At 72.7% G+C, this 23349-nt stretch carries 13 protein-coding genes; 7 read left to right on the forward strand and 6 right to left on the reverse strand.

From position 1 onward, the window contains the following. Nucleotides 1-32: 32 nt before the first annotated feature. Nucleotides 33-1205, forward strand: a complete 1173-nt coding sequence (locus tag ABZ642_RS37980; protein WP_360493296.1) for a thiolase family protein — start codon at nucleotides 33-35, stop codon at nucleotides 1203-1205. A gap of 117 nt (nucleotides 1206-1322) precedes the next feature. On the opposite strand, the gene ABZ642_RS37985 is transcribed toward ABZ642_RS37980, so the two are convergent. Beyond that, nucleotides 1323-2087 carry a VTT domain-containing protein gene (locus ABZ642_RS37985; protein WP_360493299.1) on the reverse strand — a complete coding sequence of 255 codons (765 nt, stop codon included), beginning with the start codon at nucleotides 2085-2087 and terminating at the stop codon, nucleotides 1323-1325. A gap of 333 nt (nucleotides 2088-2420) precedes the next feature. Here ABZ642_RS37985 and tuf point away from each other — a divergent pair, with 333 nt between their 5' ends. Together tuf and ABZ642_RS37995 are read left to right on the forward strand one after the other, a co-directional pair. Further along, nucleotides 2421-3611, forward strand: coding sequence for an elongation factor Tu (tuf, locus tag ABZ642_RS37990; RefSeq protein WP_360493302.1), 1191 nt, complete (start codon nucleotides 2421-2423; stop codon nucleotides 3609-3611). Nucleotides 3612-3771: 160 nt separating this feature from the next. Continuing rightward, nucleotides 3772-4617, forward strand: a complete 846-nt coding sequence (locus ABZ642_RS37995; RefSeq protein WP_360493304.1) for a fused MFS/spermidine synthase — start codon at nucleotides 3772-3774, stop codon at nucleotides 4615-4617. Here the strand turns inward: ABZ642_RS37995 and ABZ642_RS38000 are convergent. Both ABZ642_RS38000 and ABZ642_RS38005 read right to left on the reverse strand, forming a co-directional pair. Continuing rightward, nucleotides 4579-5889 (reverse strand): MFS transporter, encoded by a 1311-nt coding sequence (locus ABZ642_RS38000; protein ID WP_360493307.1) that lies wholly within the window; start codon nucleotides 5887-5889, stop codon nucleotides 4579-4581. The two genes, ABZ642_RS37995 and ABZ642_RS38000, sit on opposite strands and share 39 nt — an antisense overlap. Nucleotides 5890-5959: 70 nt before the next feature. After that, entirely contained in the window at nucleotides 5960-6970 is a 1011-nt protein-coding gene (locus ABZ642_RS38005; protein WP_360493310.1) for a hypothetical protein, read from the reverse strand. A gap of 156 nt (nucleotides 6971-7126) precedes the next feature. Here ABZ642_RS38005 and ABZ642_RS38010 point away from each other — a divergent pair, with 156 nt between their 5' ends. Beyond that, the gene (locus ABZ642_RS38010; RefSeq protein WP_360493405.1) at nucleotides 7127-7564 is read left to right on the forward strand and encodes a DUF4442 domain-containing protein; all 438 of its coding nucleotides are present in this window, start codon (nucleotides 7127-7129) and stop codon (nucleotides 7562-7564) included. A 69-nt stretch (nucleotides 7565-7633) separates the two neighbouring features. Here the strand turns inward: ABZ642_RS38010 and ABZ642_RS38015 are convergent, their stop codons facing one another. From ABZ642_RS38015 to galU, 3 genes are all read right to left on the reverse strand, one after another. Continuing rightward, nucleotides 7634-8464: an alpha/beta hydrolase gene (locus tag ABZ642_RS38015; protein WP_360493313.1), complete on the reverse strand. Its 831-nt coding sequence runs from the start codon at nucleotides 8462-8464 to the stop codon at nucleotides 7634-7636. A 116-nt stretch (nucleotides 8465-8580) separates the two neighbouring features. Further along, nucleotides 8581-9396, reverse strand: a complete 816-nt coding sequence (locus ABZ642_RS38020; RefSeq protein ID WP_360493316.1) for an alpha/beta hydrolase — start codon at nucleotides 9394-9396, stop codon at nucleotides 8581-8583. A 341-nt stretch (nucleotides 9397-9737) separates the two neighbouring features. Next, nucleotides 9738-10688, reverse strand: coding sequence for a UTP--glucose-1-phosphate uridylyltransferase GalU (galU, locus tag ABZ642_RS38025; protein ID WP_360493319.1), 951 nt, complete (start codon nucleotides 10686-10688; stop codon nucleotides 9738-9740). A gap of 415 nt (nucleotides 10689-11103) precedes the next feature. On the opposite strand from galU, the gene ABZ642_RS38030 reads away from it, so the two are divergent. From ABZ642_RS38030 to ABZ642_RS38040, 3 genes are all read left to right on the forward strand, one after another. Continuing rightward, entirely contained in the window at nucleotides 11104-12930 is a 1827-nt protein-coding gene (locus ABZ642_RS38030; protein ID WP_360493322.1) for an RICIN domain-containing protein, read from the forward strand. Between the two features lie 365 nt (nucleotides 12931-13295). Next, entirely contained in the window at nucleotides 13296-15767 is a 2472-nt protein-coding gene (locus ABZ642_RS38035) for a glycoside hydrolase family 3 N-terminal domain-containing protein (protein WP_360493324.1), read from the forward strand. Nucleotides 15768-16316: 549 nt separating this feature from the next. Next, entirely contained in the window at nucleotides 16317-23348 is a 7032-nt protein-coding gene (locus ABZ642_RS38040) for an SDR family NAD(P)-dependent oxidoreductase (RefSeq protein ID WP_360493327.1), read from the forward strand. The last annotated feature ends 1 nt before the right edge of the window (nucleotide 23349 follow it).

The raw sequence follows: 23349 nt of genomic DNA on the forward strand, positions 1-23349 counted from the left end.
CGGTAATCGAGACTGGCAATCGAGGTCCCCTGATGCGTGACGCAGTCATCGTCGAAGCCGTACGCACGCCCGTCGGGAAGGGCAAGCCGAACGGGTCCCTGGCGCACGTCCACCCCGTCGAACTCCTCGCCCACACCCTGCGCACCCTCGTCGAGCGCTCCGGCGTCGACCCGGCCCTCATCGACGACGTGATCGGCGGCACCGTCGACCAGGTCGGTGAGCAGGCCATGAACACCACCCGGTACGCCGTGCTCTCGGCGGGCTTCCCGGAGACCGTCCCCGCGACCACCGTCGACCGCCAGTGCGGCTCCTCCCAGCAGGCCGTGCACTTCGCGGCGCAAGGGGTCATGTCGGGGGCCTACGACGCCGTCGTGGCCTGCGGCGTCGAGTCGATGAGCCGGGTACCGATGTGGTCCAACGTGCCGCCCGGCAAGGACCCCTTCGGCCCGGGAGTCGCCGCCCGCTACCCGGAGGGCCTGGTCCCGCAGGGCATCAGCGCCGAGTTGATCGCCGCGAAGTGGTCGATCAGCCGGGCGGAGATGGACGCCTTCGCCGTCTCCTCGCATCAGAAGGCCGCGGCCGCCTGGGCGGCGGGGCTGTTCGACGCCGAGGTGGCGGGGCTGGAGGGGGTCGGCCGGGACGAGTCCGTACGGCCCGGCACCACCGCCGAGATCCTCGCCGGGCTCAAGCCCGCCTACTACGACCCCGGGTTCGCCGAGCGGTTCCCGCAGATCGACTGGAGCGTCACGGCGGGCAACGCCAGCCCGATCAACGACGGTGCCTCCGCCGTGCTGATCATGGCCGGCGAGACCGCCGAGCGGCTCGGGCTGCGGCCGCTGGCCCGCCTGCACGCGTTCGCCGTGACGGGCTCCGACCCGCTCCTGATGCTGACCGGCGTGATCCCGGCCACCGAGAAGGTGCTGCGCAGGGCCGGGCTGGAGCTCGACGACATCGACCTCTTCGAGGTGAACGAGGCGTTCTCCAGCGTGGTGCTGGCCTGGCGTCAGGAGACCGGGGCGGACCTGGCCAAGGTCAACGTGCACGGTGGGGCCATCGCGCTGGGGCATCCGCTGGGGGCGAGCGGGACGCGGCTGACCACGACGCTGGTGCATGCCATGCGGGAGCGCGGCGCTCGCTTCGGCCTGCAGACCATGTGCGAGGCGGGTGGGCTGGCGAACGCGATGATCCTGGAAGCGGTGCGGTAGGGGACGCTGGGCGCCTGGTGGGGTGCCGCGGGACGCCGGGCGCCCAGTGGGGTGCCGCTCTGTGCCGTTGTGCGGCTGCTGCGCCGTGGGGGCTTGTCGCGCAGTTCCCCGTGCCCCTTACGGGGCGCTGCGCAGGTGGTGGCGTTTCCGCCAGGCCACCACCGCGCCCGCCACCGCCGGGACCACGATCGCCGCCACCGAGATCAGGAAGACCGGGGACGTCGGTGCCGAGGCCCGGGCGCCGGCCACGACGTACGCGGCGACGTTCGGGATCGAGCCCAGGCCCGTCGCCAGCAGGAACGGCGCGTACCGCATCCGGGAGACGGACGCCGCGTAGTTCGCGGCCCAGAACGGGACGCCGGGGAACAGCCGTACCGCCAGCATCGAGCGGAAGCCGTGCTCGCTGAACTGGTTGTCCGCCGCCTTCAGCAGTCGGCCGCGCAGCAGCGGGCGCAGCGCGTCCTGGCCGAGGACGCGGCCGAGCGCGAAGGAGATCCAGGCCCCGAGCAGGGTGCCCGCCATCGCCGCGCCCATGCCCAGCGCCGAGCCGAACAGCGCGCCGGCCGCCAGGTTCAGGAACGGCCGCGGCACGAACGCCACCGTGATCAGGCCGTACGCCACGGCGAAGATCACCACCGCGGTGGTGCCCTCCACCTGGGGCGGCCAGCCCTGCCGCATCAGCTTCTGCGGTTCGAAGAGCAGCACCGACGACGCGGCCGCCGCCAGCAGGGCCACGAGCAGGGACAGCCGGGTCCACGGCGACAGCAGCACTCTCGTGCAGCGCGCGGTGAAGGTCACCGGACCGGACAGGGCAATGGTCAGCTCCTCGGCGGCGGCCGGGGGAACGGCCGTGGCGGTGCCAGAGCGGTTGGCATCGAGCATTCGGTGACACTAGCCGACGCGGATGTGTGATCGCCGTATGGTTCCCGCCCATTGGGCGCGACCGGCGCCACGGAAAACCGTTCGACGTGCGGCGACGCATCGGCAATGATCTGCGTCATGTTCCGGTACGCCTTCCTCCTCGCAGCATCCGCAGCCGCGGATGCGCCGAAGGCTGCCGTGCCCGTTCTCGTGGCCGCTGCCGACGGCGCCCGAAGCTGACCCTCCCCGGATCGTCCGGCGGACCCCGTAGGGGGAGGGTCGGCGGTTCTCCGGGGTCCCCGCGTCTCGCGCTGACGAGACGTTTCACCGCAGTTCAGGCTTCGAGGTAGAGCCATGCCCAAGACGGCATACGTCCGCACCAAACCGCATCTCAACATCGGCACGATGGGCCACGTCGACCACGGCAAGACCACCCTGACCGCCGCCATCACCAAGGTCCTCGCCGAGCGCGGCACCGGCAGCACCACCCAATACGTTTCGTTCGACCGCATCGACCGGGCCCCGGAGGAGGCCGCCCGCGGCATCACCATCAACATCGCGCACGTCGAGTACGAGACCGACACCCGGCATTACGCCCACGTGGACATGCCGGGCCATGCCGACTACGTCAAGAACATGGTCACCGGGGCCGCCCAGCTGGACGGCGCGATCCTCGTGGTCTCCGCGCTCGACGGGATCATGCCGCAGACCGCCGAACACGTCCTGCTCGCCCGGCAGGTGGGCGTCGACCACATCGTGGTCGCGCTCAACAAGGCCGACGCGGGCGACGAGGAACTCACCGACCTCGTGGAGCTGGAGGTCCGTGAACTGCTCACCGCGCAGGGGTACGGCGGCGACTCCGTGCCCGTCGTACGGGTCTCCGGGCTCAAGGCCCTGGAGGGGGACCCGCGATGGACGGCGTCGATCGAGGCGCTGCTCGACGCGGTGGACACGTACGTGCCCATGCCGGAGCGGTATCTGGACGCGCCGTTCCTGCTGCCGGTGGAGAACGTGCTCACCATCACCGGGCGCGGGACCGTCGTGACCGGTGCCGTGGAGCGGGGGACCGTGCGGGTCGGCGACCGGATCGAGGTGCTGGGCGCCGACGTCGAGACCGTCGTCACCGGCCTGGAGACCTTCGGGAAGCCGATGGACGAGGCGCAGGCCGGGGACAACGTGGCGCTGCTGTTGCGCGGGGTACCGCGGGACGCGGTGCGGCGCGGGCACGTGGTGGCGGCGCCGGGGAGTGTGGTGCCGGCGCGGCGGTTCTCGGCGCGGGTGTATGTGCTGTCGGGGCGCGAAGGGGGTCGTACGACCCCTGTCTCGACGGGGTACCGCCCGCAGTTCTACATCCGTACGGCGGACGTGGTCGGGGACGTCGACCTCGGTGAGGTGGCGGTCGCCCGGCCCGGGGACACGGTGGAGATGACCGTGGAGCTGGGGCGGGAGGTACCGCTGGAGGCGGGGTTGGGGTTCGCCATCCGCGAGGGCGGCCGGACGGTGGGGGCGGGGACGGTCACCTCCGTGGCGCCGGCGGGGGTGTGACCTCGGTGGAGTGAGGTCGCGGCTGTCCGACGGCCACCGCGGCGCCCCGTAAGGGGTGCGGGGCTGCGTCCATGTGAGGCTCCGCCGCGTGGGCGCGGCCGGCCCCCACCGGCCGTGGCGCCGAGCGTCACGCTTCTTGCAGAGGCGGGACAATGGTGCCGTGAACGAAGCCATACCCGTCGTCCGGGTCACCGATCACGGCACCGCCAAGCTCATGCCCGACGTCGACCGGGAGCGGGCCTGGCTGCTGACCGTCGACGGGGCGCCCCAGTCGTACGTCGATCTCGACGCGCCGACGCATCTGGAGTTCGAGTACGCCCGGCGGCTCGGGTACGTGCTGGACGCCGTGGCGGAGACCGGGGCGCCCCTGGACGTGCTGCATCTCGGCGGGGGCGCCCTCACCCTGCCCCGGTACGTGGCGGCGACCCGGCCGGGGTCCCGGCAGGACGTCGTGGACGCCGACCGGGGGCTGCTGGACCTGGTCACCGAGCATCTGCCGCTGTCGGACCGTGCCGGGATCGCCCTGCACGCCGCCGACGCACGCGGCTGGCTGGAGGGCGCTCCCGGCGACTCGGCGGACGTGCTCATCGCCGACGTCTTCGGGGGGTCCCGGATCCCCGCGCATCTGACCTCGCTGGGCTACGCGCGGGAGGCCGAGCGAGTACTGCGGGACGACGGGGTCTACCTGGCCAACCTCGCGGACTCCGCGCCCTTCGACTTCCTGCGCTCCCAACTCGCCACGTTCGCCGCCGTGTTCGAGGAGCTGGCGGTCATTGCCGAGCCGGGGGTGCTGCGCGGGCGGCGGTTCGGGAACGCGGTGCTCATCGCCTCGCACCGGCCCGTCGACACCGCCGTGCTGGCCCGGCGCACGGCCGCCGACGCCTTTCCCGCGCGGGTCGAACACGGGCCCGCGCTGCGGCGGTTCGTCGGCGCTGCCGGACCGGTCGGTGACGCGGAGGCGGTGCCGTCACCCGAGCCCCCCGGCGGAACGTTCGGCATCGGGTGACACCGGCGTCGGCCGGACGGTGACCGGGACCGTGCGGCGGGTCAGGTTGCGGACGTCCGGCACCAGGAGGACCGCGGCGGTGACGGCGACGACCAGGCCCGCGCAGCCCCACAGGGCCGGACTCCGGCCGAAAGCGTCCTCCGCCGGGCCCGCCAGCGCGGTCGCCAGCGGCAGCAGGGAGACGGAGCCGAACCAGTCGTACGCCGAGACCCGGGAGAGCTTGTCCTCGGGTATCTCCTGGTGCAGCACGGTCATCCAGGAGACGCCGAAGACCTCGACCATGGTCCCGGAGACGAACATCACCGCGTAGAGGATCCCCACCGGGACGGGCACCGCCAGCGCCGCCGAGGGCAGCGCCAGCGGGAAGACGCAGAGGGTGCCTACGAACAGCAGCCGGCGGGGTTTCCAGCGGGTCATCAGCAGGGCGCCGGCCACCGTGCCCGCGCCGAAGGCGCCCAGCGCCAGGCCCCAGGGCCCCGGTCCGCCCAGGCTGTCGCGGGCGACGAGTGGGCCGTAGACGGCGTCGGCGGCGCCCACCACAGCGTTCGCGATCGAGAACTGGACGACGATGCCCCACAGCCAGGGGCGCCCCTTGACCTCCTGCCAGCCCTCCCGGAGGTCGGCCAGCAGCCCCTCCCCGGGGGCGCGCGGCGGAATATGGCTGACGTCGAGGAACGAGCGCAGCGCCCCGGCGACCGCGAAGGCGGCCGCGTCCACCGCCAGCACCCAGCCCGGGCCCACCGCCGCCACCAGCGCACCGCCGAGGGCCGCGCCGCCCAGGGCCGCGCCCTGCATCGCGATCCGGAACACGGCGAAGGCGCGGCCCGCCTGCTCCCCGCTCACCGAGGACATCAGCATGCCCTCGGCCGCCGGGCTGAAGAACGCCTGGCCGGTACCGCCCAGTGCCGTGAGCAGCATCATCTGCCACAGCCGGGGGTCACCCGCGAGCACCAGGACGGCGAAGGTGCCCTGGGAGAGGAAGTTGAGGGCGTTGGCCGCGACCATCACCCGGTGGCGGGGGAACCGGTCCGCCACCGCGCCGCCGATGAGCAGGAACAGCACCAGCGGAAGGGTCCGGGCGGCGGCCACCAGACCGACGTCCCCGCCGTCGCCACCCGCGTCCAGCACCGCGAACGCGGCGGCGATCAGCGAGCCGTTGGCGCCCAGGCTCGTCACGACCGCCGCCGCGGTCAGCAGACTGTAGTTGCGGCCCGCCCAGCCGGGTCTGCGCAGGCGGGCGGGGGTGCCAGGGGTGTCGGAGGTGGAGGTCACCGCCTGACTATCCCTGCCAGGGGTCCGGCTTGCCAAACCGTTTCGGCGGGCTTCCGGACCCCTGACCAGGTCAGCTCGCGGTCGGGGTGCCGTGCAGCCGTACCGTGCTGAGGATCTTCATGATCGTCGCCGTGGGGACCTCGCCCTTGACGCCCTTGGCGCCGTAGAAGTCCCAGGACACCAGGTCGCCGGCCGAGTTCTCGAAGCCGAACGTGATCGCCTTGCCGTCGCCGGCGCACTTGCCCTTCTGCGGGGTGTCCGTCGAACGCGCCCAGGCGTAGGCGCCCTTGAGGCCGGACGCGGTGGTGTAGGCGGTGGCCTTCTTGTCGTAGCCGATGGTCTTCTTGTCCGGCTGCGTGTAGCCGCCGTACACCCACCAGGGGACCTCCCGGACGGCCGCGTCGCCGCCGCTCTTCGCGCCGCTCTCGCCCTTGGTGCCGACCGCCGCGAGGGACGTGTCCTCGGTCCTGCCGTCCTTGTCGTCGTCGCTCGTGCACCACTTCGACTTGTACTGGGCGGCCCCCGACATGGTGATGATCGGCTTGCCGTCCTTGTCCTCGAAGCCGATGGACGTACCCGGGGTCAGCACCTCCCAGTCGGCCGGCACGTCGAAGGCCGTGCCCCACTTGGGGTTCACCACGGTCTTCCAGCCCGCGACCGTCGGCTTCTCGGTCTCCTCACCGCGCGGGTTGTCGTCCGTCGAGGCGGACGCGGAGACGGTCGGCGACGGCGCCGGCGACTGGGTCGCCCGCTGGTCCTTCCCGTTGTCCGCCTTGTCGTCCTTCTTGCCGCCGAGCACCAGGAACCCGGTCACCCCGGCCGCCACCACGACGGCCGCGGCCGCGATGATCGCGACCAGTTTGGTCCGGTTGCCTCCGCCTCCGCCCCCGCCCTGCGGTGCCTGCGGCCCGCCGGCCGGTCCCGACGGACCCCACTGCGGCTGCTGCCCGTATCCGCCCGGCGGCGGATACTGCTGGTATCCGGGCTGCTGGTACGGATTCGGCTGCTGGTAACCCGGTTGCTGATACGGGTTGTTCTGCGGGTACTGCTCGCCCCCTGGCGGCTGCTGTTCTGGCCACATGGCTCGTAACCCTAGTGCCGCCCGGGGCGTCGTACATCCCTGGTGCCGTCGAACGCCAGGCCGGGAGGTCGCCGTCACGATGACGACGATCTGCGCACCGGCACTGTTCAGACTCTGCTACCCGTGAGTAACATGACCGTCATGAGCACAGACCAGATGTCGATCGGCGAGATGCTCGCCGCCACGGTCCCGATGGTGCGGACCCTCAACCTGGAGTACCTGGAGACCACTCCGGAGCGGGCCGTGCTGTCCCTTCCGGACCAGGGCGACTTCCACAACCACATCGGCGGGCCGCACGCGGGCGCGATGTTCACCCTCGCCGAGTCGGCGAGCGGCGCGATCGTCCTCGCCGCCTTCGGCGACCAGCTCTCCCGGGCCGTGCCGCTCGCCGTCAGCGCCGAGATCGCCTACAAGAAGGTGGCTCTCGGACCGGTCAGGGCGACCGCGACCCTGGGCCGCCCGATCGCCGACGTCGTCGCCGAGCTCGACGAGGGCAAGCGTCCCGAGTTCCCGGTCGCCGTCGCCATCCAGCGCGAGGACGGCGCGGTGACCGGCGAGATGACGGTGATCTGGACACTGCGCCCCAACGGCTGAGCGATCGCCGACGCTCGCGACCGCGGAGGCCGGGGCGCAGTGGGCGGGCCGTCCGGCTGTCGCGGGCGGCTATTCCTCGATGAAGGCGAGGATGTCGGGGTTGAGGACGTCCGGGTGCGTCGACAACATGCCGTGCGGGTAGCCGTCGTAGCTCTTGAGCCGGCCGTTCTTGAGCAGCTCGGCGGACTTCGGGCCGGCGTCGGCGTACGGCACGACCTGGTCGCCCGTTCCGTGCATGACGAGCACCGGGACCTCGATCTTCTGGAGGTCCTCGGTGAAGTCGGTCTCGGAGAAGGCCTTGATGCACTCGTAGTGCGCGTTGGCGGCGCCCGTCATGCCCTGGAGCCACCAGTGGTCGATCAGGGCCTGCGACTTCTCGACCCCGGGCTGGTCGAAGTTGTAGAACGGCCCCGACGGCACGTCGATGTAGAACTGGGCACGGTTGGCGGCCAGCGCGGCGCGGAACCCGTCGAACACCTCGATGGGCAGGCCCTCGGGGTTGCTCTCCTTCTTCACCATGACGGGGGGGACGGCCGCGACGAGGACGGCCTTGGAGACACGCCCCGGCCTGGCCTGCGCGACGTAGCGGGCGACCTCGCCGCCGCCGGTGGAGTGGCCGATGTGCACCGCGTCCTTCAGGTCGAGGGCGTCGGTCAGCGCGGCGACGTCGGCCGCGTAGGTGTCCATGTCGTGGCCGGTGGCGGTCTGGCTCGAACGGCCGTGGCCGCGCCGGTCATGGGCGATGACGCGGTACCCCTGGGACAGGAAGTACAGCAACTGGTTGTCCCAGTCGTCGGCGCTCAGCGGCCATCCGTGGTGGAAGACGATGGGCTTGCCGTCGCGGGGGCCCCAGTCCTTGTAGAAGATGATCGTGCCGTCGGATGTGGTGACCGTGCTCATTTCGCATCCTTACGTGTGGCAGACCGGGCTGGCCGGATCGGCCGGTCCTGGGCAGGTGCGGTTTCCGCGGCCGAGAGGCATTCGCCGGTTTCGGGATGCGTCGGTCGCCCGCCGCCTCATTGCAGGGACGAGGCCGCCGACTGGATCACTTTCGTCACGGCTGCCGGGTCCGACACCAGCGTGAGGTGCGAACCGCCGTTGTAGACGGTCACGTGGGCCCTCGCGCGGCGCGCCATCATCTTCTCCGAGCTGGGCGTGATGATCTGGTCGCCGGTGCTGATGAAGTACCAGGAGGGGATCGTTTTCCACGCCTGGTACTTGGAGGGTGTCTTGAAGGCCACCGTGGTCGCGGCACGCTGCGTGGCCCACAGGTTGACCGCCTGGTCATGGGGCACGCTGTTCGCGAACTTCGTGACGAACACGTTCTCCTTGAGGTACAGCGCGGACGCCTTGGCCGGTGCGTTCGGGTACGGCACGGCGTCGTACAGATCGGCCGGTGACCCCTTGGTCAGCACGGACGTCGGGCCGCTGAGCTGCGCCGTGGTCTCCCCGACGGCCGGTGCGGCGGCGTCGACGTAGACGAGCGCCTTGACGTTGGCGACTCCCTGGGCGGCGTTGGTGATCACCGAGCCACCGTAGGAGTGCCCCACCAGGACGATCGGGCCCTTGATGCTCTTGAGGAAGTACTTGACCGTCTGCGCGTCGGTCGTCAGGTTCTCCAGCGGGTTGCCGATGGCACGCACCGGGTAGCCGGCGCGGCGCAGGAGAGTGACCTCGCCGTTCCAGCTCGACGTGTCCGCCCACGCGCCGTGCACGAGGACGATCGTGGGTTTCGTCTGCTTGCCGGCCGCGTGTCCGGTGTTCGCCGCGCCGTCCGGCGGGGCCGCGGCAGCCATGCCGACGACGGCGATCGTGACTGCCGTCAGAGTCATCGGGAGATTCCGCCGCCGTGCGGTGGACGCCATCGGAAGCCTCCTTGTTCCAGCCTCTCGGGAGGGAACGTGTCCCGACAGGAAGGAGGGGCCGGCATGCGGATCAGGGGAGAAGCCCGCCGCACCGGTGAACACGTCCCTGGCTCTCCACACGACGGTAGCGCCATGGGGCCGCATCAGCACCTGGGCCGAAACGGCCGGGCCGGAGCGCCCTGGACCAGTTGCCGGGCGACGGGCCGCTCGCCGTGGCGAGGTGGTCCACAGGCCGGCGACGGTGTGCCGCGTGGCGCCGTCGCCGAGGAGCGCGACCACCGGCCGGATCCCCCTCTCGCGTGGCTCGCTCAGGCGGCCCGGTCGCTCTGCCGTCCGGTCTCCTCGGCTGCCAGGTCCGCCACGAACTCCTTCAGCCACGCCGTGAACTCGGGCCCCAGATCCGGGCGTTCGCAGGCGAGCCGGACCACCGTGCGCAGATAGTCGGCCTTGTCGCCGGTGTCGTAGCGCAGTCCGTCGAAGACGACCCCGTGCACGGTGCCTCTCGCGGCGAGTTCCTGGAGTGCGTCGGTCAGCTGGATCTCGCCGCCCCGGCCGGGCGCGGTCCGCTCCAGGACGCCGAACACCTCGGGGGCCAGGACATAGCGGCCGATGACCGCGTAGTTGCTGGGCGCGTTCTCCGGGGACGGCTTCTCCACCAGGCCGGTCACCCGCACCACGTCGTCCTCGCCGGTGTGCTCGACGGCGGCACAGCCGTAGAGGTGGACCTGCGACGGGTCGACCTCCATCAGCGCCACCACACTGCCCTCGAAGCGGTCGCGGACCTCCAGCATCCGGCTGAGCAGGGTCTCGCGCGCGTCGATCAGGTCGTCACCGAGGAGCACCGCGAACGGCTGGTCGCCCACGTGGTGCTTGGCGCACAGCACCGCGTGGCCGAGGCCGAGCGGGTCGCCCTGGCGGATGTGGTGGATGTCGGCGAGCCGTGCGGGATCGCGTACGGCGTCCAGGCGCACGGTGTCGCCCTTGGCGGCCAGCGCCTGCTCCAGCTCGAAGGCGTTGTCGAAGTGGTCCTCGATGGCCCGCTTGTGCCGGCCGGTCACCATGAGGATGTCGTCGAGTCCGGCCTTGGCCGCTTCCTCGACGACGTACTGGATCGCCGGCTTGTCGACGACCGGCAGCATCTCCTTCGGGGTCGCCTTGGTGGCGGGCAGGAACCGGGTGCCGAGTCCGGCGGCCGGGACCACGGCCTTGCGCACCGACCGGGGGGAGGCGGGGGCGGATGAGGTGTGGGGGGCGGTCATGCGGCACATGCTGGCCGACCTTGATGAGAGCGGGCCGAGAGAAACGTGGGAGACGGCTGTGGAAGGGCGCGCTCCGCCATCTGTGAGGGCAGCCGTCCGGTAGTTGAAGGTTTCGTGTGCCACCCGACCCGCGGCTCACACAAGTTGGACCTGTGCGCCCGCGGATTCCGAGCCGGTCGTGGATACCGGCGGTAACTTATCTGAATTCGCCGAACTTTGAACTTGGGTCACCTCAACTTCTTGTTTCCTATGAGGGCCGTGTGCGAAGGTGAGCCTCCCCGCGGGAGGGTCCAGAGGCCGGTATGGCCGTTAGTCCGGTCCTTATGGTCTCCAAAAGGTACGCACCAATCAGGCACTGCATTCCGTCAGGGCGCCATTTCGCATGCCGTCCTGCGGCTCGGAAGGAAATGGTTCAGTGCAATCCCCCTACCCCCCACGCCCGCCTTACCCGCCGCCCCCCGGTTCGACCCCAGGGGAGTCCGACCGCAATCTCATCGCCCAGCTCACCGGAACCCCCGCGGCCAGGCACCAGGCCGTCGCCCTGCTGCTCTCCCGGCACTGGCGCGCCACCTGTGACTACGCGGCCGTCTGTCTCGCCTCCGCCACCCCCGCCACGCAGTTGGTCGCCAGCGCCGCCTTCGAGCGGGTGCTCGGCCGGCTGGCCGGCGGCGCGGTCGGCGGCGCCCTGCGTCCGCAGCTCCTCGTGGCCGTACGGGAGACGGTCCGCGCCTGGGCCGCCGACGAAGCCATTTCCGTGGTGGTACCGGAACTGCGCAAAACCACGGGTGGCCGCGGACTCAGCGCCGCGAGACCGGGCACCCCGGAAAGACGGCAGCTCGCAGAACGCGCTTTCCAGGCTCTTCCCGCGGCCTCGCAATGTCTCCTCTGGCACACCGAGGTCGAAGCCGAACCCATAAACATACCCGCCGGTCTGTTGGGTGTCGACGCTCCTACCGCCACGGCCGCCCTCGACCAGGCCCGTGAACAATTCCGGGTCGGCCTGGTGCGCGCCCACCGGGAACTCGCGCCTTCGAAGGAATGCCGTTTCTACAACCGACTCCTCGACGTCCCCATTCGCCGGGGCGGCTCTCTGCTCCCCGATGTGCAACAGCACCTGACGGTGTGCCGGTTCTGCCGGCACGCGGCCGAACAGCTCAGCCATTTCGACGGCGGCCTCGAGGTCCTGCTCGCCGAGACCGTGCTCGGCTGGGGCGCCCACCGCTATCTCGACGCGCGGTCCGGTCACGGCGCTGTCGAGGCCTGGCCGACCGGTACCGAACCCGCGTCCACCGCGGTGCCCGGCGGCCGGCACCGCACGGTGTCCGAGGCCGGCCGGCGCAAGGCCCTGCTGGCCGGCGCCGGGCTGGTCTCCCTCGCGCTCCTCGCCACCGTGCTCGTGGCCAAGGGCTGGTCCGATGACAACGGTGTCCCGCACCCCGGCACCACCACCTGGGGTGCCCCCAGCGCCAGCACCAGCCGGCCCGGCCCGGACGGGAAACCGCCCACCGCCACCTCCCCGTCCCCGGCGTCCGCGGGCGCTCCCGTCGAGATCGCCCACGGCAGACTGCGCAGCCTGGACTCCGGGCTCTGCCTGGACGTGCGCGGCGGCCGGGTGCGGGTGGGCGCCGACCTGCGGCTCGGCAAGTGCGCGGACGCCGGGTCCCAGCAGTGGTCGTACCAGGACGACGGCATGCTGCGCAGCGCACTCGACCCCAGCCTCTGCCTCGCCGCCGACCCGGGCGCGCACAGTGTCGTGGTCTCCGGCTGCCTGGTGCACGCGGGCGAGGTGTCGTACGACCTGACGGTACGCGGTGAGCTCCTGCTGCGCTGGGACAAGGACCTCACGCTGGCCGTGAACGGCACGAAGGTGGTCGTGGCCCGGCGGAACGGATCGTTCCAGCAGCGCTGGGAGCTGGCGTCGGGCGGCGGGGGCGCACCGGTGACGCCGGGCGCCACACACTCCGCGCCACCCGGTCCGAAGAAGGACGAGGGGTCGGAACTTCCCGCGCCCCCGCCGGATCCGGCGGCTCCGCCGCAGGCGCCCGGGAGTCCGCAGGACCCGTACAGCACACGGGTCGCGCAGGTCGGCACCCAGGACGGTCCCGCCCCGGTCGTGCCGCCCGGGCCGCAGGAGCAGCCCGAGCCCGTCGCCACGCTCGCCGGAACGGTCGGCGACGTCCTGGAGGCCGTACCGGCCACGGTGACGGGTGTCGTGAGCGGGGTGGGAAGCCTGCTCGGCTAGCCGGCCGGTGGCGGACCACATGCTGAAGCGGTGCAGGTCCAGCGTGTGGATCGGCGGAGGTCCAGCGTGTGGATGGTGGAGGTCCAACGTGTGGATCTGCGGAGGTCAGCGTGTGGATCTGCGGAGGGTCACGGTGCGCCGTGGCCCTCCGTTTTCGGTTCTTGTCGGCGCCGGGCCGCTTTTTGTTCAGATCGTTGACACGAGTCACCACCGGATTTACGTTTCCGAGGCGCCGGTGGTGCGGTTGACGAGTCGTCAAGGTCGTGTGACGGGAGGTGCGTTCACATGCCGAACGCGGGCCGGGCACCCGGGCGCGCCCGCGCGGTTCACACCGTCGTGCCCGCACACCGAAGGAGTGACGGCTCATGTCCGAAACCGTCTCCCGACGATCCGCCCTGCGCCTGACGGCCGGCGCCATCACGGTCGCCGCCGCTGCCACCGGCGGACTCGTCCCGCTCAGGCCCGCCACGGCGGCCGGCAGACCCGAGGCCGGGGCCGGCCCCCGGGTCGAGCGGCTGATCGCCGGACTCACGCTGGACGAGAAGATCTCCCTGCTGCACGGGGCCACCGACCCCGACTCGCTCGGCCAGGCCGGCTACGTGCCCGGCGTCCCCCGGCTGGGCATCCCGCCCCTCAGGCTCGCCGACGGCCCGGCCGGCGTCCGTATCACCGCACACGCCACCGCCCTGCCCGCCCCCGTGCTGCTCGCCTCCGCCTTCGACCCGGAACTGGCCCGCCGCTACGGCCAGGTGATCGGCCGCGAGGGCCGCGCCCTCGGCCAGGACGTGCTGCTCTCCCCGATGGTCAACCTCATCCGCACCCCCTACGCGGGCCGCAACTTCGAGACCTTCAGCGAGGACCCGTTGCTCGCCTCCGACCTGGTCGCCGCCGAGATCGGCGGTATCCAGGGCGAGGGCCTGATCGCGACCGTCAAGCACTTCGCCCTCAACAACCAGGAGAAGGACCGCAACACGATCGACGTGCACGCCGGTGAACAGACCATGCACGAGATCGAGTTGCGCGGCTTCGAGGCCGCGGTGGAGGCCGGCACCGGCGCCGTCATGGGCGCCTACAACAAGGTCAACTCCACCTTCGCCTGCGAGAACAAGGCGCTTCTCACCGACATCCTGCGTGACCGGTGGGGCTTTGGCGGCTGGGTGATGACCGACTGGTTCGCCGCGCACAGCACGGTGGCCGCCATCACCGCCGGCCTCGACATGGAGATGCCCGACGGGACGCACTTCGGTACGGCCCTCAAGTCGGCGGTGCGCAACGGCAGCGTGGCCGAGCAGTACGTCGACCGGGCGGTGCGGCGGATCCTGTCGGTGATGGACCGCTTCGGCCTCCTCGACGGCAGCGCCCCGCCGCGCCCCGGCCGGGACGCCGCCGCGGGCGCGGCCGTGGCCCGGGAGGTCGCCGAGGCGGGCGCGACCCTGCTGCGCAACGAGCGCCGCACACTGCCCCTGGACGGCGGCGGCATCGCGGTGATCGGACCGACCGGCAGCCTGCCCTTCGTCAGCGGCGGTGGCAGCGCCCACGTCATCCCCGACCACGCCGACAGCCCACTCGACGCCATCAGGGCCCGCGCGCATGGCATGGTCACCTACTCGCTCGGCGAGGACCTCTTCGGCAAGGCGATCCCCGCGACCGCCCTCAGCCCCGCCTTCGACAGCGAGGGGCAGCGGGTCGCCGCCGGGAAGAGCTGGGAGTACGACGGCACCCTCACCGTGGCCGAGACCGACGAGTGGACTCTCGTCCTGCACTTCTCGTCCGCGCCCACCGCCCGCCCCACGGTCCTGCTGGACGGCGAGGACCTGTTCCCCATCGCGCCCGGCTACGGCGAGTACTTCTCCGGCGGGCTGGTGGCCGTCGCCCCCGACGGCCTCGGCGTCCGCCGTGCCACGCTCCGGCTCGCCGAGGGTGCGCACAAGTTGAAGATCACGGCGGCCGGAGGCGACTTGGGTCTGCTGTTCCGGCTGCGCCGGATCAACGGAGCCAGCCGGGCCCAGGACGTGGCCGAGGCCGTGAGCGCGGCCCGTGCCGCACGCCATGCCGTGCTGTTCGCCTACGAGGACGCGACCGAGGGCCTCGACCGCACGACCCTCGCCCTGCCCGGCCACCAGGAACAGCTGATCCGGGCGGTGGCGGCGGCCAACCCGCGCACCACCGTCGTCCTCAACACCTCGTCGTCCACGTCGATGCCGTGGCTCGCGGACACCGGAGCCGTGCTCCAGATGTACTACCCCGGTCAGGAGGGCGCGGCCGCGACCGCCGCCGTCCTCTTCGGCGACAGCGACCCCGGCGGGCGCCTCACCCAGTCCTTCCCGGTCGACGACGACCACCACGCGGTCGCCGGGGACCCGCGCCGCTACCCCGGCGTCGACGGCATCGAGGAGTACTCGGAGGGCATCCACGTCGGCTACCGCTGGTACGACGCGCAGGGCGTGCGGCCCCTCTTCCCCTTCGGGCACGGGCTGTCGTACACCTCCTTCGCCTACTCCGACGCGCACGCCCGCTGGACCCGCGGCGGTCTGGAGGTGACGTTCAGCGTGCGCAACACCGGGCGCAGGACGGGGGTGGCGGTGCCCCAGGTGTACGTCGGACGCTCGCCCGACCTCCGACTCGACCAGGCGGTACGGGTGTTGGGCGGTTTCCGGCGGCTCGTGCTGCCGGCGGGGGAGCGGCGGCGGGTCACCGTGCGGGTCGCCGCGCGCACCCTGTCGTCGTGGGACGCGCGTCGCCATCGCTGGACGCTCGGCACCGGACGGCGCACCGTCTGGGTGGGTGCCTCGTCGGGCGACCTGAAGCTGCGCACCAGTGCGCGGGTGAGCGGCTGAGATCACTGAATCCGTGTCAATGGGCGGTCGGCAGGCGAAGGCTCTCCGGCCGCTTTACTTCAAGGGTTTACAAGGATTTTCCCCATCGCGTGTTTCATGTGAAGCAATACACTTGACGACAGGTTTTTGTCAGGCTTGGGTCAGGGTTGGTGCAGGCTTCGTGCAGGTGCGGTCCCCGCAGGTTTCCGGTGTGCCACGATCGAGCCAGCGGACCGAAGTCATCCGGAATTTACAGAGCTCGGCGCGGCCGCACGGGGTGTTGCGCCGGGGTGAGTGCCGGGTGAATGGCCCGGGTGCTTTGACGGTCTTGTGACGGTGTGACGCCAGTGCTCCACCGGTTCGGAGGCCGTTCCGGCGCAGTGGATTGCTCGGATTTTCGGCTCTTGCGGTGAATTCCCCCGACTGGCCGAATCAATGCCCCCGCTCGTGATAGGGCCGTTCCGTTATTGACCCGCGAGTAATGAACTCGCTAGTTTCCGGGGGCCTCACCCCGAGCTTTCCGCCGCACACATCCCCCACCGTGCTGTCCTCCCGATTATTCGGAGCATCATGACGTCCCCTGTGCGTGCCGTCGACCTGATCATGTGCATCACCCCTTTCGGAGAACCCGACGCCCGGCTCGCCACAGCGGTCTGTGCCGCCGGCGGACTCGGTGTCCTGGACCTGGGGCGCGGTGACCGAAGAACCCGGGAGGCCCTGGCCCGGCTGAGACGGGCGGCGCCGGCACCCTACGGCGTGCGGGTCGCCCCCGGCTGCGCGCTCACCCCGCAGGACCTCGACCAGACTCCCGACACGGTGGTCCTGGCCGTCGACGCACCCTGGACCGTCGATCAACTCGACCCACGTGTCCGGGTGTTGGCCGAGGTGACGGATCTGGCCGGGGCCCGCGAAGCGGTTGCGGCCGGAGTGCGCGGGCTGATCGCCCGGGGCGCCGAGAGCGGCGGCCGGATCGGCGGTCTCAGCACCTTCATCCTGCTCCAACAGCTCCTCGAAGCACTCGAGTTGGACGTTCCGGTGTGGGCCTGCGGAGGCATCGGGCCGCGTACCGCGGCGGCCGCGGTGGCCGGCGGCGCGGCCGGGGTCGTCCTGGACAGCCAGCTGGCGCTGCTCGCCGAGTCCCGGCTGCCCGAGGCGACGGCGGCCGTACTGCGCTCCCTGGACGGCTCCGAGACCGCCGTCGTGGCCGGTCACCGGGTACTGCACCGGCGCGGTCCGGACGCCATGCGCCCGCCCGCCGACGACCCGGCCGCGGTCGGCGCGCTGCTGGGCGCCGAGGACCTGCGCACCCAGCTGCTGCCGGTGGGACAGGACGGCTTCCTCGCCGCCCGGTTCGCCGAGCGATGGGGTGATGTACGGCGCACCGTAAGGGAGTTGACGGCGGCGATCCGGGAAGGCGGCGGCGCGTCCGCCCCGGCAGCGGTACGGCCTGAGACGTCCGTTCCGGACGCGGTGCGGCCTGAGACGTCCGTTCCGGACGCGCCGAGGGCCGGCCGCGCCGCCCCGGACGCGTTACGGCCCGCCACCTCCGCCATGAGCCGCGCCCTGGGCACCCGGCTGCCCGTCGCCCAGGGTCCGATGACCCGGGTCAGCGACCGGGCCGCCTTCGCCGCGGCCGTCGCCGCCGACGGGGCGCTGCCCTTCCTGGCGCTGGCCCTCGCCGACGGTGCCCGCACCCGGGAGATGCTCACCGAGGCCAAGGCCGCGCTGGACGGCCGGCCCTGGGGCGTAGGCGTGCTCGGCTTCGCCCCCGAGGAACTCAGGAACGCCCAGCTCGACGCCGTACGGGAGCTGCGACCCAGCCACGCGATCATCGCGGGCGGCCGACCCGCCCAGGCGGAGGCACTGGAGCGGGCCGGGATCAGTACCTTCCTCCACGTGCCCTCGCCCGGGCTGCTCCGGCAGTTCCTGGAGGCCGGGGCCCGCAGGTTCGTGTTCGAGGGCTCCGAGTGCGGCGGGCACGTCGGACCGCGCGCGAGCTTCCCGCTCTGGGAGGCCCAACTCGCCGTCCTGGAGGACTTCCCCGGGGCCGAGGGCCTGGAGGTGTTCTTCGCCGGCGGCATCCACGACGAACGCTCCGCGGCGATGGTCGCCGCGCTGGCCGCGCCGCTGACCGCCCGGGGCGCCGCCGTCGGACTGCTCATGGGCACCGCCTACCTCTTCACCGAGGAGGCCGTGGACCGCGGCGCGATCCGGCCCCTCTTCCAGCGCCAGGTCAGGGCCGCCGCCTCGACCGCCCTCCTGGAGACCGCACCCGGCCACGCCACCCGCTGCGTGCCCAGCCCGTTCACCCTCGACTACCACAAGCGCGAGGCGGAACTGCGGGCGAACGGGGTGCCGGACCGGCAGCTGTGGGAGGAGCTTGAGCGGCTCAACGTCGGCCGGCTGCGCATCGCCAGCAAGGGCGTCGACCGCGCGGACGGCGGCGAGCCGGCGCCGGTGGACGAACAACGTCAGCTCAACGAGGGGATGTTCATGGCCGGGGAGGTCGCCGTACTGCGCTCGGCGACGACCACCGTGGCCGCCCTGCACCACGCCGTGACCGACGGCGCCGCCGACTTCCTGGTCCGGCGGCGGCCGGCACCCGAACCGCGCCCGGAGCCGCCCGCCCCCGCCCCGCTCGACATCGCGATCGTCGGCATGGCCGGCATGTTCCCGCACGCCCCCGACCTGGCCACCTTCTGGGCCAACGTGGTCGCCGGACACGACGCCGTCACCGAGGTCCCACCCGACCGCTGGGACCCGGCCGTCCACCACGCCGACGGCACCACCACCTCCAAGTGGGGCGGCTTCCTGCCCGCCATCCCCTTCGACCCGCTGAGCTACGGCATCCCGCCCGCCTCCCTCGGCCACATCGAACCGGTCCAGCTGCTCGCCCTGGAGGCCGCCCGACGCGCCCTGGACGACGCGGGATACGGCACCCGGGGACGCGAGTTCGACCGCTCACGCACCTCCGTGGTCTTCGGCGCCGAGGCCGGCAGCGACCTCTCCAACGCGGCCACGCTGCGCGCCGTACTGCCCTCGTACTACGGCAAGGTCCCCGACGGCCTCGAAGAGCAGCTGCCCCGGCTCACCGAGGACTCCTTCCCGGGCATGCTCGCCAACGTCATATCGGGGCGGATCGCCAACCGCCTCGACCTGGGCGGCGCCAACTACACCGTGGACGCCGCCTGCGCCTCCTCGCTCGCCGCCGTCGACGTCGCCTGCAAGGAACTCACCGCCGGCACCAGCGACGTCGTGCTGTGCGGCGGCGCCGACCTGCACAACGGCATCAACGACTACGTCCTGTTCTCCTCGGTGCACGCCCTCTCGCCGACCGGCCGCTCCCGTGCCTTCGACGGCTCCGCCGACGGCATCGCGCTCGGCGAGGGCGTGGCCTGCGTCGTCCTCAAGCGGCTGGCCGACGCCGAGCGCGACGGGGACCGCATCTACGGTGTGATCAAGGGACTCGGCTCGTCGAGCGACGGCCGCTCCCTGGGGCTGACCGCACCGCGCCCCGAGGGGCAACGGGCCGCGCTGCTACGTGCGTACCGCAACGCCGGTGTCTCCCCGGCGCAGGTCGGCCTGGTGGAGGCGCACGGCACCGGCACCGTCGTCGGCGACCGCACCGAACTCACCATCCTCAGCGAGGTGTTCGCGGAGGCGGGCGCGGAGAGAGGCGGTTGCGCGCTCGGCTCGGTCAAGTCCCAGATCGGGCACACCAAGTGCGCCGCCGGACTCGCCGGGCTGATCAAGACCACCCTCGCCCTGCACACCGGCGTCAAGCCGCCCACCCTGCATCTGGACCGGCCCAACCCGGCCTGGAAGGAGGAGGACAGCCCGTTCGCCTTCCACTCCGAGGCCCGGCCGTGGGCCACTCCGGCCGCCGAACGGGTCGCCGGGGTCAGCGCGTTCGGCTTCGGCGGCACCAACTTCCATGTGGTGCTGGGTGCCTACGACAGCGTCGTACCGCCGGAGCAGGGGCTGGACCTCTGGCCCGCCGAGCTGTTCCTGTTCCGCGGGCGGGACGAGAAGGCCGCCCACCGGGGTGCCGAGGAGATCCTGCGGGCCGCCGAGACGGGGTCCTGGCGGCTGCGTGACCTGGCGCTCGCCGCCGCCCGCCGCTCGGACGCCTCGCACGAGCCGGTGCGGGCCGCGGTGGTGGCGCGCGACCCGGACGAGCTGACCGGGCAGCTGCGGCGGGTCCTCGCGGGTGAGCACGACCCGGCCGCCGGCATCCACCTGGCGGACCCGCAGGCCGACACCGACGCCAAGGTCGCGTTCCTCTTCCCCGGCCAGGGCAGCCAGCGCCCCGGCATGCTCGCCGACCTCCTCGTCGCCTTCCCCGAGTTGCAGCACTACCTCCAGCTCGGCCGGGCCCATGCCGGCCCCCTCTACCCGCCGACCGCCTTCGACGAGGCCACCCGCGAGCGCCACCGGGCCGCCCTCACCGACACCCGCGCCGCCCAGCCCGCCCTCGGCATCACCGGCCTCGCCGCCCACGCCCTGCTGACGGCGGCCGGGGTCCACCCCGACATGGCCGCCGGACACAGCTACGGCGAACTCGTCGCCCTCAGCGCGGCCGGCGCCCTCACCCCCGAGACCCTCCTGGAGCTCAGCGCCGAACGCGCCGCCGCGATCCTGGCCGCCGCGGGCGACGAACCAGGCACCATGGCCGCCGTGTCCGGCGCGGCCGAGGACGTCGAGCGCGCGCTGCGCACCATCGGTGTCCCGGACTCGGTCGTGGTCGCCAACCACAACTCGCCGAAGCAGAGCGTGATTTCCGGCCCGACGGAAGAAGTGACCGAAGCCGTGCGGCGGTTGCGCGAGGGCGGGCTCGGCGCCAAGCGGATCCCGGTGGCCTGCGCCTTCCACAGCCCGGTGGTCGCCGGCGCCGGGGACCGGTTCGCGGAGGTGCTCGCGGAGACGGCCGTACGACCGCCCGAGTTCCCGGTGTGGTCCAACCGCACGGCGGCCCCCTACCCGCCGGAGCCCGCTGCCGTACGCGCCGAACTCGCCGCCCAGATCGGCTCACCCGTCGCCTTCGCCGCCCAGATCGAGGCGATGTACGAGGCCGGGGCGCGGGTCTTCGTCGAGGCCGGACCCGGCACCGTCCTCACCCGGCTCGTCGGGCAGATCCTCGGCGACCGCCCGCACACCACCGTGGCCTGCGAACCCCGCGCCGACAGCGGACTGCGCGGCTGGCTCGACGCACTCGCCCGGCTCGCCGTGGCCGGGGCACCGGTACGCACCGCCTGGCTGCTGCGCGGCCGTGACGCCGTGGACGCGGTCCGTACCCCGGTGCCCAAGCGGCCCGGCTGGACGGTCGACGGACACCTCGTGCGCACCGCCGCCGGAGACCTCCTGCCCGGTGCCCTCGCACCGGCCCGACGAGTCGTGGAGACGACTGTGACGACGAACCAGCCGCACGGCGCCCCTGCCGACCGGGACGCGCTGATCTCCGAATTCCTGCGCACCAGCCGGGAGATGATCGCCGCCCAGCGCGATGTGCTGCTCACCTACTTCGGAGCGACACCGGGGGCGGTGCCCGCCGCGCCGGTGTCACCGCTGCAGCCCGCACCCGCCTTTGCACCCGCTCTCGCGCCCGCCGACACCGTCGTACCCCAGCCGGAGCCGGTGGCCGTGCCGGCCGCGCCCGACGTGGAGCCGGCCGCGGCGACCGACGTCGAGCGGGTCGTTCTGGAGATCATCAGCGAGCGCACCGGATACCCCGTCGACATGATCGAGCCCGACCTCGATCTGGAGGCGGACCTGAGCATCGACTCCATCAAGCGGGCCGAGATCGCGGGGGAGCTGGCCAAGCGGCTCGGCATCGCGGGCGGGGCGGAGACCCTGGACGACGCCGAGCTGGAGGAACTGGCCAAGGCACGGACGGCCGCGGCCGTCACCGGATGGCTGCGGGCCCGGGTCGACACCGGCGGGCGGCAGGAGGAGACGGCCACGGCCACCACCGGCGGCACCACCGGGCGGACGGGCGCCGTGGCCGAGCCGGCGGCGGCCGGCGCGGCCGGCACCGCGGAGCCCGCACCCGGCCCGGGCGTACCGGCGTCGGCACACCGGCCCGCCACCGCCGAGGAGGTTCCCCCGGGCGAGGCGCCGAAGCGGTTCGAGATGCGCCCCGTCGCGCTGGCGGAGCCGGACACCGCGGCCGACCCGGCCGTCCTGCTCTCCGGCAGACGGTTCGTGATCCTCGGGGACGGCGGCCAACCGGCCGACCAGCACTCCGCGTACGGCGCCCAACTGGCGGAACGGCTCTCCGCGTACGGCGCCGAGTGCGTGACCGTCGGCCCGGACCACCGGCTCGGGGAGGCGGACGGAACCGTGGACGGCGTGCTCTACCTGGGCGCGCTGCCCGGCGGTGACATACCCGTGCTGCCGGACGCCTTCCCCGTGCTGCGCGCGGCCCTGGCGCGCGGCCCGCGCTGGCTGCTGGCCGCCCGGCCCGCCGAGGGCGAGGACGCGGCCCGCTCGGCCGGGCTGCACGGGCTGTTCCGAACCGTCGCCCGGGAGTATCCGGACACGGTCGCCCGGGTCGTGACCCTCGCGGACACCGGACCGGCCGCCGTCGCCGAAGCACTGCTCGCCGAACTGCTCGCACCGGATCCGGCCCCCGTGGTCCTGCGCACCGCCGCCGGCCGGCAGGGGCTGGAGCTGACCGAGGTACCGCTTGGCCCGCTCGGCAGCACCGGAGCCGGACCCGCCGGGGAGGGCGCCGCCGAGGCCGCCGCGCTCGGCCTGGACCGGGACTCCGTGGTGCTGCTGGTCGGCGGGGCCCGGGGCATCACCGCGAAGTTCGCTGCCGGGCTCGCCGCCGCCTGCCGCTGCCGTGTCGAACTGCTCGGCCGGACCCCCGCGCCCACCGGCCCCGAGGCCCCGGACACGGCCGCCGCCGGTACCCCCGCCGAACTCCGCGCGGCCCTCGCGGCCCGGGGCGGACTCAAACCCGCCGAGGTCAACCGGGAGACCGAACTGATCCTCGCCCAGCGGGAGATCACCGCCACCCTCGACGAACTGGCCGCGCTCGGCAGCGAGGCACGCTACCGCGCCGTGGACTTCCGCGACCGGGACGCCGCGCTCCAGGCCGTCAAGGAGATCCACGCCGACCACGGCCGTCTGGACGGAGTCGTCTTCGCGGCCGGGGTGATCGAGGACCGGCTGATCGCCGAGAAGACCCCGGAGTCCTTCCAGCGGGTCTACGGCACGAAGACGAGCGGCGCCACCACCCTGCTCGCCGCCCTTGAGGAGCTGCCCAACGGGCCTGGTTTCGCAGTGCTGTTCGGCAGCGTCTCCGCTGTCCTCGGCAACCGCGGCCAGGTCGACTACGCCGCCGCCAACGACGCCCTGGAGAGCCTCGGCGCCGACTGGGCGGACCGCACCGGGAACCGGGCGCTGACCGTGCACTGGGGGCCGTGGGCGCCGACCGGCGGCCACACCGGCATGGTCAGTCCGGAGCTGGGGCGCGAGTACGCCCGGCGCGGGGTGAAGCTGATCGACCCCGACGAGGGCGCCGCCGCGCTGCTGCGCGAACTCGCCTGGGGTGCGGAGTCCGTCCGGGCCGTCGTCTACACCGCGTCGGGCTGGTGAC

This window comes from Streptomyces sp. NPDC007157, from assembly GCF_040634235.1.
In the GTDB taxonomy this organism is placed as follows: Bacteria; Actinomycetota; Actinomycetes; order Streptomycetales; family Streptomycetaceae; genus Streptomyces.